Here is a 12,788-nt window from a genome sequence, read left to right as displayed (position 1 = left end):
TTATTCACCCATCACCGCTATGCCCACTGCCACTTCGCCCCAACACGCCCGCATCCGCAGTCTGGAAGGCTACCACGAAGCCTACCACCTGAGCATCCACCATCCCGCCGAGTTCTGGGCTTCCGTGGCCGAACCCTTCACCTGGCGCCGCAAGTGGGATACGGTGGTGGAGTCGGATATGCCGGCCGGCCGCAACGAGTGGTTTGCCGGGGCGCGCCTCAACATCACCGAAAACTGCCTCGACCGCCATTTGGCCGCCCGCGGCAACAAGCTGGCCCTCATCTGGGAGCCCAACGACCCCAAGGAGCGCCATCTGCGTCTGACCTACCGGGAGCTGTATCAGCACGTGTGCCAGTTCGCCAACGTGCTCATGAACAACGGCGTGGAAAAGGGCGACCGGGTCTGCCTCTACATGCCCATGATTCCGGAACTGGCCATTGCCGTGCTGGCCTGCGCCCGCATCGGGGCAGTACACTCGGTGATTTTCGCCGGCTTCTCGGCCACCGCCATTGCCGACCGCGTGAACGACGCCCAGGCCTCGGTGGTGATTACGGCCGACGGCCTGAACCGCGGCACCAAGCAGATTCCGGTGAAGCGCGTGGTGGACGAGGCCCTCGAAACCTGCTCCTCGGTGCGCAAGGTAATTGTAGTGGAACACCTGGGCTGGCCCGTGCAGATGGACCCCGACCGCGACGTGTGGTACCACGAGGAAGCCAACAACGCCGCCAAAATCTGCCCCGCCGAGGAAATGAAGGCCGAAGATCCGCTCTTCATCCTCTACACCTCGGGCAGCACCGGCAAGCCCAAGGGCGTGGTGCACACCACCGCCGGCTACATGGTGTGGGCCGACTACACGTTCCGCAACGTGTTTCAGGTGGAGGAAAACGACGTGTATTGGTGCACCGCCGACATTGGCTGGGTGACGGGCCACAGCTACCTGCTCTACGGCCCGCTGCTGGCCGGCTCCACGTCCCTCATGTTCGAGGGCATCCCGACCTACCCCGACGCCGGCCGCTTCTGGGAGGTGATTGACAAGCATTCGGTAAGCATCTTCTATACTGCGCCCACCGCCATCCGGGCTCTGATGGCCGAACCCTTGGATAACGTGCTCAGCTACTCCCTTGACTCGCTGCGGGTACTGGGCTCGGTGGGCGAGCCCATCAACGAGGAAGCCTGGCACTGGTACAACGAGCACGTGGGCAAGGGCCGCTGCCCCATCGTGGATACCTGGTGGCAGACGGAAACCGGCGGCATTATGATTTCGGCCCTGGCCGGCATCACGCCCTCGGTGCCGGCCCGCGCCGGCCTGCCGCTGCCGGGCGTGCTGCCGGTGCTGCTCCGCCAGGACGGTACCGAAATCGAGGGGAACGGCGAGGAAGGTTACCTGGCCATCAAGCAAAGTTGGCCGGGCATGATCCGCACTACCTACGGCGACCACTACCGCGCCGTGCAGACCTACTTCGGGCCCTATCCGGGCTACTACTTCACCGGCGACGGCGCCCGCCGCGACGAAAACGGCCTCTACCGCATCATCGGCCGCGTCGATGATGTTATTAACGTGAGCGGGCACCGCTTCGGCACGGCCGAAATTGAAAACGCCATCAACCAGAACCCCAACGTGGTGGAATCGGCCGTGGTGGCCTTCCCCCACGACGTGAAGGGCCAGGGCATTTACGCCTACGTTATCTGCCGCGAAGGCGCCTGTAAGAACGAGGCCGACAAGCCCCGCGTGGAAGCCAGCATCATCGAAACGGTGGTGGCCGAAATCGGTAAAATCGCCCGCCCCGACAAGATCCAGCTGGTTACGGGCCTACCCAAAACGCGCTCCGGCAAAATCATGCGCCGCATCCTGCGCAAAGTGGCCGAGGGCGAAACCAGCAACCTCGGCGACGTGAGCACCCTGCTCGACCCGGCCGTGGTGGAAGACATTATCCAGGGGGCGAAGTGAGGAACCATGCGGCCTGGGACTGAACCGAATGGTTACTTGGTAAAATAAGCTTGGCAACTCAAAAGCCCCTTTGCCACGCGGCAAAGGGGCTTTTGAGTTGCCAGCCAGCAGGCCAGCCTCAGCCTAAAAGCGGCTCAGGTAATTGCGCTTCTCCGCTTTCTGCTCCTTCTTGCGGCTACCAGAAGCAAGCCACACAACCAGGCCCGCCGTAACGGCGCCAATGGTGGCCATTTTGGTAACGAAAGCCGTGCGGTTGTACTTCCACTCCATGTCGTAGCCTTTCTCGGCCCAGATGTTGGGCAGCTTACCCTGGAACAGGTCCGTCACTACGCCTTCCACCACATCCACGCGGTCGGCCAAAACGAGCGGCAGCCAGCGCTTATACTGGTTCTCCGGATACTTGTACGCCTGGCGGCGGATCATTCCGCTCAGGCCGGCGGGGGGTTCGGGCGTACCAAATACGGCCGACACGTTGGCCCGCTCCAGCGATTTCAGCACTTCCTCGTCAACGGGTTGCAGGTTGTCGGGCCGGCTCTTGCTGTTGGGGTCCTCCTTGGCGTTCATGCGCTTGCGCATGGGATAGGTGGGGTCGTTCTTGGGGTCGGCATCAATGCCCCAGCCCTTAATCGTTCTGGGGTCGATGGGGGTATTTATAGCGTTGTCTTTCATGGGGAGGCGGGGTTACTGGTTGGCGGKGGGGGGCATGAGCACGGTTTTGATGCAGTTATCCAGCTTGTTGGAGAACATGCGGTAGCCATCGGCCACTTCTTCCAGCGGCAGGCGGTGCGTAATCAGGCCCTTGGGGTCCAGTACACCATTTTGCACGTGCTCAATCAGGCGTGGCAGCAGGCGCTTCACCGAGGTCTGGTTACCCCGGATGGTGAGGCCCTTGTTCATGGCGTTGCCGATAGGAATCAGGTTGTCGGTCGGGCCATACACGCCCACAATCGACACCACGCCACCTTTTTTCACGGCATTGATGGCCCAGTGCAGCGCCGTAGCCGAACCGGCCTGCAACAGCAGCTTGCGGCCGGTAATGGTTTGCAGGGTGTTGCCTTCGGCTTCGGCCCCCACGGCGTCGATTACGCAGTCGGCCCCCATGAAGTCGGTGATTTTCTTGATGAACATCACCGGGTCGCCGATTTCCTCGAAGTTGTAGGCCTCGCAGTACGAATATTTGCGGGCGAAATCGAGGCGGTACTCCTGCTTATCGATGATGATAACCCGGCCCGCCCCAAACAGCCAGGCGCACCGCGCGGCCGTAATGCCAATGGGGCCGGCCCCGAACACCACCACCGTGTCGCCCTGCTGGATGCCGGCCATTTCGGCGCCCTGATAACCCGTGGGAATCACGTCGGTGAGCATCACGGCATCGTCCAGGTCCATATCGGGCGGGATGATGACCGGGCCCACGTTGGCGTAGGGTACGCGGGCGTATTCGGCCTGGCCGCCATTGAAACCGCCGGCCGTGTGCGAGTACCCGTAAATGCCGCCTACTGCCCCCGATTCGGTGTTGGATTCCTGACAGTTGCCAAACATTTCCTGCTTGCAGAAGTGGCACTCGCCGCAGGCGATATTGAACGGGACAATCACCCGGTCGCCCACTTTTACTTTGGTCACTTCAGACCCGATATCCACTATTTCGCCCACAAACTCGTGGCCAAACGTGGAGCCCACGCGGGTGTCGGGGATGTTGCCGTTGTACAGGTGCAGGTCGGAGCCACAGATGCAGGCGCGCAGTACCCGCACGATAGCGTCCTGGGGATGCTTGATTTCGGGCATGGGTTTCTGCACGGCGCGGACCCGCTTGGGGCCCCGGTATTCCATTGCTAGCATAAGAATTCTGGAAAGGAAGCGGAAGGAAACGGAAGAGTAGAAGCCGGGAACATGAGTGCCGAAAACAGCGGCAGCGGGTAGCCCAGTCCCTGATGCTTACTTCGCCCTTCGCCGGAAGGTTGTTACGGTTGGGCTTGAAAGCTTCCAGAATAAAGCCGCAGCAGATGCTGTAAACGAACAGCGGCGCCGGGTTGCTGCCACAGTGTAGCAGGAAACCCGGCGCCGCGTGGTTGGGCGCAGTGCGCGTGGTTGTTCAGAATAAGCCGCTGAAATCGACGGCCCTTAGCACCGTTCCGAATAGCGGGAAGCAAATCATGAAGCAAACCGCCGGGCCTCGGCCCTGGCCGCCAGATAAAGCGGAACCAGCTATTCGGAAATTTTTAGAATCCTAACGGCGCTGCCGGCAGCACTTGGCCCGTCACTTCCCCGAACCCGATGCGGATGCCGTCTTTCTCGGCGAAGCCGCGCATGGTTACCCGGTCGCCATCCTGGAGAAACTTGCGCTCCGAGCCGTCGGCCAGTGGCACGGGGCGGGTGCCGCGCCAGGACAGCTCCAGCATCGAACCGAGCGAGTCGGGGGTGGTGCCCGAGATGGTGCCCGAGGCGTACAGGTCGCCCACCTGCTGGTTGCAGCCGTTGGAGGCGTGGTGGGCCAGTTGCTGGGCCATGCTCCAGTACATGAGGCCGAAGTTGGCCCGGGAAACCACCGTTTCGGGGCCGCCCTCGGGCGCAATGGCCACTTCCAGGTTCACGTTGAAGTTGTGCTGGCCGAGCTGGCGCAAATACAGCAAGGGCTCCGGCTCCTGCACCGGGCCGGGTATCCGGAACGGCTCCAGCGCATCGAGCGTCACCACCCAGGCCGATACGCTGCTGCCGAAGCTCTTGCCCAGAAACGGCCCCAGCGGCACGTACTCCCAGCTCTGGATGTCGCGGGCGCTCCAGTCGTTAAACAGCATGAGCCCGAAAATGTAGTCCTCAGCATTTTGCACCGGAATGGTGTCGCCGAGCTGGGTGGGGCGGCCCACCACGAAGGCTACTTCCAGCTCGAAATCGAGCTGCTGGGAAGGGCCGAAGGTGGGCGTGGCGGCATCGGGAGCCTTGCGCTGGCCGTTGGGCCGGCGCAAATCGGTGCCGCTCACCACGATGGAGCTGGCCCGGCCGTGGTAGCCGATGGGAATGTGGCGCCAGTTGGGCAACAGGGCATTGTTGGGGTCGCGGAACATGGTGCCCACGTTGGTCGCGTGCTCGATGCTGCTGTAGAAATCGGTGTAGTTGTGGGGCTTCACCGGGCGCCGCATCCGCACCTCCTCCTGGCGGATGAGGCAGGTGTGCATAGCCTCTTCCTGGTCGCGCAAAGCGGGGTTGTCGTGGCGCAGCAGCTCCGATACGCGCTGGCGCACGGCCCGCCAGGCCGGCCGGCCCAGGGCAATGAACTGGTTGAGGCTGCGGCGGCGGAATACCTTGGGCATCTGCGCGCCCAGTTCCAGGTCCTCGAAGTAGCCGAACTGGGCCACGGCGTACAGGTCCAGCACGTACTCGCCAATGGCCACGCCCAGGCGCGGCCCGCGGTCCTCCGTCTCAAACACCCCGAATGGCAGGTTCTGAATGGGAAAGTCGCTCGCGGGCGTAATGTCAATCCAGGAATGCAGGGTGGGGTCGTTCGGGTTGGTCATGGGAAGGGAATAGGAGGTGGATATAGGGGCAAAGGTAGCGGCATAGGGGGAATACGGGCGGAGGATACACCCCCCCCCCCCCCCCCCCCCCCGCAACTACCAGAATGGATACCCGATCCTGGATAAGGTAATGAATGGACCCTAAAAATTTAGCTTGCCTAACGTAATCGGTGAAACCCGCCAGTGCCGTTCCAGCGCGTACCCAATCAGCACCCCCGCGCCGTAGCACAGTACATCAGACCAGAGGAAGCCAAAGCCCAGCACTAGGCCGCCCAGAGTGGTGTGGCGTAAGGCGTTGAGCCAGGGCGCCTGATAGAGCTGGCTGGTTTCCACGGCCAGCGTCAGCCCAAATGCTGCCAAGCCCACGCGGAGCACTGGCCAGCGCGGCCGCAGCAGGGCCACCAGCCAGAAAACCAGTAGCGCCCAGAGCGTGTCGCCGGCGTAAGCGGTCAGCCACGCCGGCAGGGCGGCGGCGTAGCGCCGGGAGCCCAGGCCCAGCGGCACCGTGAGCAGGGCCAGCAGCAGCAGCCGGCGCCGACGGGTGACGAGGGCAGGAGGTAGGAGGATAGACATTAGCGCTGAAAAGCAGGTTCATCAGGGGTAGGGGACGCCACAAAGCTAATTTGAGCTTTGTGTTTAAAAGTACTTTGATAAATTGCAACATGATTTAGCTTCCGCTTTCTGATTGAAGAGATGCGGTAGCGGGTTCAACCAACTGCTTATGCAATACTTTGTGCCGCCAGGCTCCGTCGTGCGCACCATCTGGGGTAAGGCCGATACCATCCTGTTCATTTTTGCCGGGGCGGCGGCCGAGTTTGCCGTCAACAAGGCCGTGGACTGGCTCTACTTCACCGGCCGCCTGCCCGCCGACCCGCTGGCCCGCCTGTTCTCGACGGTGGAATACGCCCGCCAGATTGTGTTTGCCGAGCGCGCTGCCGCCGAGCGGGCCATCGATACCATTGCCGCCATCCACGCCGGGGTGGAGTCCAGGCGCGGCCAGCGCATCCCTGCCTGGGCCTACCGCGACGTGCTGTTCATGCTCATCGACTACTCTATCCGCGCCTTCGAAACCCTGGAGCGCCCCCTGACCCTAGCCGAGAAGGAGGAAGTAGTGGCAGTTTTCGGGCGCGTCGGGCAGCGCATGGGCATCCCGGAGGTGCCGCTATCCTACGCTCCCTGGCAAACCGCCCGCCAAGAGCACCTGCGTCAGGACCTGGCCCCGAGCCGCTACACCACCGACCTCTACCAGCAGTACCGCCGCCACCTCGGCCCCGTACGCTACCGCCTGCTGCTGGCCGCCCAGGGCCTGGTGGTGCCGCCGCTGGTGCGCCAGCTGTTGCACCTGGGCCGGGGCAGGGCGCTACGGTTGCTCATCCCGGTGTACCGCCGCACCCAGCGCCTCGGCCTGAGCCAGTGGGCCCGCACCGCCCTGCTGCCCACCACGTACCGAGCCCAGATTGAGGCGCTGGATGTGGTGCCAGTTGCAGTTGGGTGACGGGTGTTGAGTAGCTGATGCTAATGCTGTTGCACAAGAAGTAGCAGGCGGCTATATTGCACAGGTAGCCGCGTAACGGCATGCCGCTGACGTCGGATGAATAACCGCTACTGGGTAGCGCAAAGCAGCCTGCTTTGGGTATGTCTGCGCTACATGGAGTTGTGGGATACAGATGTTGGCGACATAACAATCAAAACAGTTAAGCGACTTAAAGTCCGTAAATAATGGGTGGAAAAAAATATGACATCAACATAGTTTTTAGGGTCAACCACTTTGTTTGCTGTTCTGATACTTTTTGAACAGCAAACCAAAGTTTAAAAATAAAATCCGATGAAGCACAAAATTGTACTCAAAGACGAAGGGCAAAAATTAAACATTCTTGGTGATCATCAACAAATCAAACTTACTGGTAAGGATACGAATGGACGGTTCTTGGCAATCTACCAAGATAATTCACCGAATACTCAAATTCCAATGCACGTACATCAAAATGAAGATGAGGTTTATAAAATAGTAGAAGGCGAAGTTGAATTTACAGTTGGTGAAAAGAAATCAGTTTTAAAAAGCGGTGATACAATATTTTTACCGAAAAATATTCCTCATGCTTGGAAAGTTGTTGGAAAAAGTAACGCAAAAGTATACTTAGATATTTTTCCATCAGGGCTTGAGGATATGTTTGAAGAACTAAGTAAACTGCCAGCCGGACCACCTGATTTTCCGCAGATTGCAGTCATTTGTAGGCGCTATGGCATTAGCTTCGTATGAAAAAACGTACTGACATCAGTGTAAATTTTATGTAAGTAGGGCGGATGTAAATAATTAATTTATAGGACTTGTGTAAAAAAATTACTTTTACTCAGCAAACATTTTTCAAGTCCCCCACCCGCACAAAAGGCTCATTCGTTAATACATAAATTTCCCCAAAATCACAGCGCCCCGCCCCAACCGGAAAACCGGCAGGAGCGGGGCGCTGCTTTTGGTCCTTAAGAAACGAGCGTTACCGGACCTGGCCGGCGGGCTGCTCACTCATGGGCGTGACGTTGATGGCTTCCACGGACCGGATTTCGGGTACGGCTTTCTTCACCGATTCCTCCACGCCGGCTTTGAGCGTCATGGCCGACATGGGGCAGGTGCCGCAGGCGCCGAGTAGCTCCAGGCGCAGCACCATATCGTCGGTGATTTCCAGCACCCGCACGTTGCCGCCGTCGGCGGCCAGGTAGGGGCGGATGCCGTCCAGAGCCTGCTCGACGCGGGGCAGGAGGGGATGGGCTTCAACGGCGGCGGCTGCATTCATAAATCACTGAGTTTCGCTGATTTTTCCGCTGATGACGCTGATTTTACGCAGCAGGTCGGGGCGCGGCACTAGGGTAAAGGTAGAACTTTCCGCCTTTGCAGTTCTAAACCGGGCAGAAGAGGCAGAAGTTCAGGACAAGCCGCGTAGCGTATCCGCAATCAATTGGAACGTTATGCGGAGCGAAGTCGAAGCATGACGGTCTGTTGACGTTGTAAACAGCTACGATGACAATGCCGGTTACCGGTTCATCTCCACGATGTTGGTTTTGGGGGCTACGGCGTTGCGAATGCTGATCTGGCGGGCCAGCTCCTCGGCCAGTTGGGCGAAGACCTCGGCGGCGGGAGTGCCTTCCTGGAGGATGGCGGGCGTGCCCTGGTCACCGTTTTCGCGGATGCTTTGCACCAGTGGAATCTGGCCCAGCAGCGGTACTTCGTGCTTTTCGGCCAGCGACTTGCCGCCGCCTTCGCCGAAGATGAAGTACTTATTGTCGGGCAGCTCGGCAGGCGTGAACCAGGCCATATTCTCCACAATGCCCAGCACCGGCACGTTAATTTGGGGCAACCGGAACATCTGGAGCCCCTTTTCGGCGTCGGCCAGCGCTACTTTCTGGGGCGTGGTCACGATGAGCGAGCCGGTGACGGGCACCGTTTGCACCATAGTGAGGTGAATGTCGGAGGTTCCGGGGGGCATGTCGAGCAGCAGGTAGTCCAGCTCGCCCCATTCCACTTCCGTGATAAACTGCTTGAGGGCCGAGGAAGCCATGGGGCCGCGCCACACAATGGCCGATTCGGCCGGGGCCAGGAAGCCGATGCTCATCAGCTTCACGCCGTGGGCCACGATGGGCTGAATCAGGTTCTTGCCGTCTTCGCCCTGGAAAACGTGGGGGCGGGCGTCCATCACGCCGAACATGAGGGGCATGCTCGGGCCGCTGATATCGGCATCGACGAGGCCCACTTTGGCGCCCGTTTTGGCCAGCGCAATGGCCAGGTTGGCCGTCACGGTACTTTTGCCCACGCCGCCCTTGCCCGAGGCAATGGCAATGATGTTCTTCACGCCGGGCAGCAGGTCGCGGTTCTGGCGCATGGTGGTCACGCGCGAGGTCATCACGATAACCACCTCCGCCTCCTTATCGACCATCGTATGGATAGCCCGCTCACAGGCATCGTGGATGAGCTGTTTGAGGGGGCAGGCGGGCGTGGTGAGCACGACGGTGAACGAGACGCGCCGGCCCTCAATCTGCACGTCCTCAATCATGTTGAGCGTCACGAGGTCTTTGCCCAGGTCGGGCTCCTCCACGTAGCTCAGGGCCTTGAGGACGGCTTCTTTGGTAATAGTTGCCATGATAGTCAATCGGGAAAGTGCGGATGCAAAGCGCAAAGATAACCCGGAAACCGGGGTAGTGGTTGCCTCACCCCCCGGCCCCCTCTCCGAAAAAGCAGCAGGGGAGCCAGCCAACTGCGGAGCATCAGTGCAGGCGCAGAACGTTATTCCGGGTAGCTTTACAACCCGAAGCGGTTCAGCAGGGCTTCCTTGTATTGCCTGCCGATGGGCAGCGTTTCGGGCCGGTCGTATAGTTCGGCTTCGTTGCCGCTGATGGCCCGGATGGCGTCGAGGCGCACGATATAGGACTTCTGGATGCGGATGAAGCGGTCGGGCGGCAGCTGGTCCTCTACGCGGCTCATGCGCAGGTAGGTGATGATCATCTGGTCCTTGAGCATGATTTTGATGTAGTCCTTCAGGCCCTCGATGTAGTCGATTTCGGCGAACAGCACCCGGCGCAGGGAGTGGCCTTCCTTCACGAACAGGTATTCCGGGGCCGCTACCACCGGCGCGGCCGGCCGCGCCGAGAGCACCGTTTGGGCCTTGTTCACGGCCTTCAGAAAGCGCGGCAGACTCACGGGTTTCACTACGTAATCCAGCGCGTCAAGCTCGTAGCCTTCCAGGGCGTGGTGGGGCGAGGCCGTGATGAAGATGACATAGGGCGGGTTGTGCAGGGAGCGAATGAACTCCAGACCGTTGACCTGGGGCATGTTGATATCGGAAAACACCAGGTCGACGCGTTGGCGCTGGAGCACGTCCAGGGCCTCGAACACGTGCTCGCAGCTGGCCACCAGGTGCAGGTGGGGCAGCTGGGCCACGTAGCTTTCCAGCAGCTCGCGGGCGAAGGGCTCGTCGTCGATTATCAGGCAGTTGATCATGGATGCGGAAGGGGCGAAAGGCGGGTGGCGGCTCCCGGCGCGGCGGCTTCGGCGGGGTGCAGGCGCAGCCGCAGGGTTACGGCGTGGGTGTAGGTTTCGGGGTAACGGGTGATGGTCAGCGCGTAGTCGGCGGGGGCGTAGTGCAGGGCCAGGCGCTTTTGCACGTTGGCAATGCCCACGCCGCCCACCGCGCGCGGCGCGGCCTCGGGGCTGAAGCTGTTGCGCACCGCCAGGTGCAGCCAGCCGTCGGCGGCCGTCAGCTCAATTTCCACCCAGGAGGCTTCCAGGCTGCTATCAACGCCATGCTTGAAGGCGTTTTCCACGAAGGGAAAGAACAGCAGCGGCGTAACGCGGTAGGCCGCCCAGGGGCCGGAGGCGCGGTAGTCGATGCGCACCTTGCGGCCGTAGCGCAGGCGCTCCAGCTCCAGGTAGGCAGCCAGAAACCCGGTTTCCCGGTCCAGGGGTACCAGCGCCGCGTCCGATTCGTGGACCGTGTAGTGCATCAGGTGGGTGAGGTGCTCCACCATAACGGGGGCGCGCTCGTCCTGCTTCACCACCAGCAGATAGAGGTTGTTGAGGGTGTTGAACAGAAAGTGGGGGTTGATCTGGGCCTTGAGGAAGTTGACTTCCAGGTTTAGGTTCTCGCGCTCCAGGCGCAGGCTGTGGTTGCTGCTGCGGAGCAGAAACACGATAAAGCGCAGCAGAATGGGCGGCAGCACCGTCACCACGAAGTCGCTCAGGCCCATGCTCACGGCCCGCCAGGCAAATACGCCGCCCCAGAGGCCGTAATCTAGTAACCGGTGCACATAGTCGTGCATATCGGCCGTCACGAGTCCCCGATGGTCGAGCCAGGCAAAGAAGCCGAACGTGAGCAATGCCCACAGGTAGTAGATGCCCGCCAGGCCCGCCAGCGTGAGCAGCCAGCGCCCCCGCAGCAGCCAGCGCGGCAGCACCACCCCCGAGAAAAAGTAAAACCCCACCACGGCCGCCACGGTGTCGGTGAGTACAAACCCGGCGGTAACCAGCGGGCCTAGCTGCCACTGACTGAACACGAAGTATTCAAACCCGATAAACAGCGCCCACAACAGCGCGTGCCGGAGCGGCCGGCGCAGGGCGGGCGGCAGTCCGGCCGGCGGGCGCAGAGTGGTCAGGAGCTGCTTCATGCCGGGAGTTGCAGGTGAACTTCGACCCGCACGGTGTGCGCATCCTCGCTGATGCGGGCGGTATGGCGGCCGGGGTAGTGCAGGGCGAGGCGGCGCCGGGCGGCGGCCACGGCGGGCTCGGTGCGGTAGCCGACGGGCCGGGCGGCGGCCGTGGTGCGGGTTAGCGTTAGCCCCACGGCCGCCGGACTTACCTGCACGTGGCTGGTGAGGCGGGCCGATTGGTCGGGCGTGGTGTCGTTATCGTAGTCGTCGAGGGTGGCGAAGAGGCGCTCCAGAAACGGGTGCAGCAGCAGCGGCGCCAGCTGCTGGGTGCCGACGGGGCCCGTAACCGTGTGCTCTATCTCGATGGTGGCGGGGTGGCGCAGGCGTTCCAGGGCCAGGTAGTCGGCCATAAACTCCAGCTCCCGGGCCAGGGGCACGCACTCGGCATCGGTTTCATAAAGCGTGTAGCGCATCAGGTCGGCCAGGTGCAGCACCACATCGGGGGCGCGGGCGTCGCGGGCGCGGGTGAGCCGGTGCAGGCTGCCGAGGGTGTGAAACAGAAACTGCGGGTTGATCTGCGACTTCAGGTAGCCCAGCTCCAGGGCCAGGTGGTGGCGCTCCAGGTGCAGGCGGCGGCGCTCCACCACCAGCGCAAAGGCCAGGAAGCTGATGAGCACCGGAAACAGCAGCACGGCCAGCATGCCCATCAGCACCCGTAGCTGCCCGAAGGGGCTGAGGAGCGTGGGCCAGAAATCGGCCACGTAAAAGCCGTGCAGGGTGCGCCGCATTACCGCATCGAGGGGCAGGTAGGCCAGGGCCAGCCGGGCGCCGGCGTACATCCAGCTTTGGAAGGCGTAGAGCAAGCCCACCGCGCCCAGCAATGCCTGGCCGTAGCGCCCCCGTAGCAGCCAGCGCGGAATAATGAGGTAGACCAGAGCATTGAACAACAGCACCGCGAAGCCCATCTGCAAGGCTACCAGCGGCCAGACGGGTCCCGCGAAGTGGAAGTTGGGCCGGTTGTTCCAGGCGAAGTAAAAACCCGCCAGCACCACCCACAGCCCCAGCTGGATCAGCCCGGCCGAGGCCGTGGCGCTCAGCCGCAGCCGGGGGCGTAAGGAGGTAAAGGAGAATGCGGGCATGCAAAAACGGGAGGACAACCAGCGCTTTGGTGGTGTGGGGCCGCTGCTTGGTCGAAGAAA

Annotated in this window: 12 protein-coding genes; 3 read left to right on the top strand and 9 right to left on the bottom strand. The window is 61.6% G+C overall.

Features of this window, described 5'->3' with window-relative positions; genetic code table 11:
* The first annotated feature begins 19 nt into the window (after positions 1-19).
* A complete protein-coding gene (acs, locus tag D0T11_RS08235; protein WP_119655307.1) occupies positions 20-1,948 on the top strand; it encodes an acetate--CoA ligase in 1,929 nt (642 codons plus the stop codon).
* A 123-nt stretch (positions 1,949-2,071) separates the two neighbouring features.
* Here the strand turns inward: acs and D0T11_RS08230 are convergent, their stop codons facing one another.
* The 4 genes from D0T11_RS08230 to D0T11_RS08215 form a co-directional block, all read right to left on the bottom strand.
* Positions 2,072-2,617: a hypothetical protein gene (locus D0T11_RS08230; RefSeq protein ID WP_119655306.1), complete on the bottom strand. Its 546-nt coding sequence runs from the start codon at positions 2,615-2,617 to the stop codon at positions 2,072-2,074.
* A 12-nt stretch (positions 2,618-2,629) separates the two neighbouring features.
* Entirely contained in the window at positions 2,630-3,784 is a 1,155-nt protein-coding gene (locus D0T11_RS08225) for a zinc-dependent alcohol dehydrogenase (RefSeq protein WP_119655305.1), read from the bottom strand.
* A gap of 380 nt (positions 3,785-4,164) precedes the next feature.
* A complete protein-coding gene (fahA, locus tag D0T11_RS08220) occupies positions 4,165-5,457 on the bottom strand; it encodes a fumarylacetoacetase (RefSeq protein WP_119655304.1) in 1,293 nt (430 codons plus the stop codon).
* A gap of 141 nt (positions 5,458-5,598) precedes the next feature.
* On the bottom strand, positions 5,599-6,030 hold the full coding sequence (locus D0T11_RS08215; protein ID WP_119655303.1) for a ribosomal maturation YjgA family protein: 432 nt from the start codon (positions 6,028-6,030) through the stop codon (positions 5,599-5,601).
* Between the two features lie 148 nt (positions 6,031-6,178).
* Here D0T11_RS08215 and D0T11_RS08210 point away from each other — a divergent pair, with 148 nt between their 5' ends.
* A complete protein-coding gene (locus D0T11_RS08210) occupies positions 6,179-6,952 on the top strand; it encodes an oxygenase MpaB family protein (protein ID WP_119655302.1) in 774 nt (257 codons plus the stop codon).
* 330 nt (positions 6,953-7,282) lie between these two features.
* Complete coding sequence (locus D0T11_RS08205; RefSeq protein WP_119655301.1) at positions 7,283-7,717, top strand: cupin domain-containing protein; 435 nt, start codon at positions 7,283-7,285, stop codon at positions 7,715-7,717.
* A 232-nt stretch (positions 7,718-7,949) separates the two neighbouring features.
* Here the strand turns inward: D0T11_RS08205 and D0T11_RS08200 are convergent, their stop codons facing one another.
* The 5 genes from D0T11_RS08200 to D0T11_RS08180 form a co-directional block, all read right to left on the bottom strand.
* The gene (locus D0T11_RS08200) at positions 7,950-8,246 is read right to left on the bottom strand and encodes a NifU family protein (RefSeq protein ID WP_119655300.1); all 297 of its coding nucleotides are present in this window, start codon (positions 8,244-8,246) and stop codon (positions 7,950-7,952) included.
* Positions 8,247-8,483: 237 nt separating this feature from the next.
* Positions 8,484-9,587 carry an Mrp/NBP35 family ATP-binding protein gene (locus tag D0T11_RS08195; protein WP_119655299.1) on the bottom strand — a complete coding sequence of 368 codons (1,104 nt, stop codon included), beginning with the start codon at positions 9,585-9,587 and terminating at the stop codon, positions 8,484-8,486.
* Between the two features lie 158 nt (positions 9,588-9,745).
* Positions 9,746-10,444 carry a LytR/AlgR family response regulator transcription factor gene (locus D0T11_RS08190; protein ID WP_119655298.1) on the bottom strand — a complete coding sequence of 233 codons (699 nt, stop codon included), beginning with the start codon at positions 10,442-10,444 and terminating at the stop codon, positions 9,746-9,748.
* Positions 10,441-11,607 (bottom strand): sensor histidine kinase, encoded by a 1,167-nt coding sequence (locus D0T11_RS08185; protein ID WP_119655297.1) that lies wholly within the window; start codon positions 11,605-11,607, stop codon positions 10,441-10,443. The genes D0T11_RS08190 and D0T11_RS08185 overlap by 4 nt, the downstream gene beginning before the upstream one ends.
* The gene (locus D0T11_RS08180; protein WP_182888312.1) at positions 11,604-12,728 is read right to left on the bottom strand and encodes a sensor histidine kinase; all 1,125 of its coding nucleotides are present in this window, start codon (positions 12,726-12,728) and stop codon (positions 11,604-11,606) included. Before D0T11_RS08180 ends, D0T11_RS08185 begins: the two co-directional genes overlap by 4 nt.
* Positions 12,729-12,788: the final 60 nt, after the last annotated feature.

The organism is Hymenobacter rubripertinctus, assembly GCF_003583925.1.
In the GTDB taxonomy this organism is placed as follows: domain Bacteria; phylum Bacteroidota; class Bacteroidia; order Cytophagales; family Hymenobacteraceae; genus Hymenobacter; species Hymenobacter rubripertinctus.
This window is presented reverse-complemented; position numbering and strand designations above follow the sequence as displayed.

Coding starts and splice junctions, on each gene's coding strand:
- acs (WP_119655307.1), top strand. CDS start 20: ATGCCCACTGCCACTTCGCCCCAACACGCCCGCATCCGCAGTCTGGAA.
- D0T11_RS08230 (WP_119655306.1), bottom strand. CDS start 2,617: ATGAAAGACAACGCTATAAATACCCCCATCGACCCCAGAACGATTAAG.
- fahA (WP_119655304.1), bottom strand. CDS start 5,457: ATGACCAACCCGAACGACCCCACCCTGCATTCCTGGATTGACATTACG.
- D0T11_RS08215 (WP_119655303.1), bottom strand. CDS start 6,030: ATGTCTATCCTCCTACCTCCTGCCCTCGTCACCCGTCGGCGCCGGCTG.
- D0T11_RS08210 (WP_119655302.1), top strand. CDS start 6,179: ATGCAATACTTTGTGCCGCCAGGCTCCGTCGTGCGCACCATCTGGGGT.
- D0T11_RS08205 (WP_119655301.1), top strand. CDS start 7,283: ATGAAGCACAAAATTGTACTCAAAGACGAAGGGCAAAAATTAAACATT.
- D0T11_RS08200 (WP_119655300.1), bottom strand. CDS start 8,246: ATGAATGCAGCCGCCGCCGTTGAAGCCCATCCCCTCCTGCCCCGCGTC.
- D0T11_RS08195 (WP_119655299.1), bottom strand. CDS start 9,587: ATGGCAACTATTACCAAAGAAGCCGTCCTCAAGGCCCTGAGCTACGTG.
- D0T11_RS08190 (WP_119655298.1), bottom strand. CDS start 10,444: ATGATCAACTGCCTGATAATCGACGACGAGCCCTTCGCCCGCGAGCTG.
- D0T11_RS08185 (WP_119655297.1), bottom strand. CDS start 11,607: ATGAAGCAGCTCCTGACCACTCTGCGCCCGCCGGCCGGACTGCCGCCC.
- D0T11_RS08180 (WP_182888312.1), bottom strand. CDS start 12,728: ATGCCCGCATTCTCCTTTACCTCCTTACGCCCCCGGCTGCGGCTGAGC.